A 388-nucleotide genomic window follows, 5' to 3' on the forward strand; every position below is an offset into this window, starting at 1 on the left:
TGTTTATCATCTAAATGTTCTAAATCGACATAGGTTTTCAATTGCTGACTTAGATGACTAATTGTGTGTTTTTCAGAGAAAGATAGCTCGTCAGTTAACGCGTCAAAATGTTCATGATTTCTTATCTTTTCGTCAAGATTATGATATTTAGCTTGAGCGTTTCTTTGCGCTCTAACTTGTTGATTAAATGCTTTTCGATTTTTTCTTTGGCTGTTAATGCCTTCGTGTTGGGTAGGTGTCTCTTGAATCCCTTGATCGACAAACGATTTTTCACTAATCCGATCCGGAATATTTTTTTGTGCTAAAGACTGATTAACACTTGTTGCCCAATTATGCCGCCACTCATTAATTTTTTCCTCTTTATCCCAATCAACCAACCAAATTTTTC

General features: G+C 35.1%; 1 protein-coding gene. It reads right to left on the bottom strand.

Annotated features, from left to right (window positions below; all coding sequences use genetic code 11):
• Window positions 1-388, bottom strand: a 388-nt coding sequence (locus IV84_RS10620; protein WP_162261360.1) for a MobA/MobL family protein, incomplete at both ends; no start/stop codon positions are given.

Origin of the sequence: Pediococcus damnosus, assembly GCF_001437255.1 — a bacterium.
Taxonomy (GTDB): Bacteria; Bacillota; Bacilli; order Lactobacillales; family Lactobacillaceae; genus Pediococcus; species Pediococcus damnosus.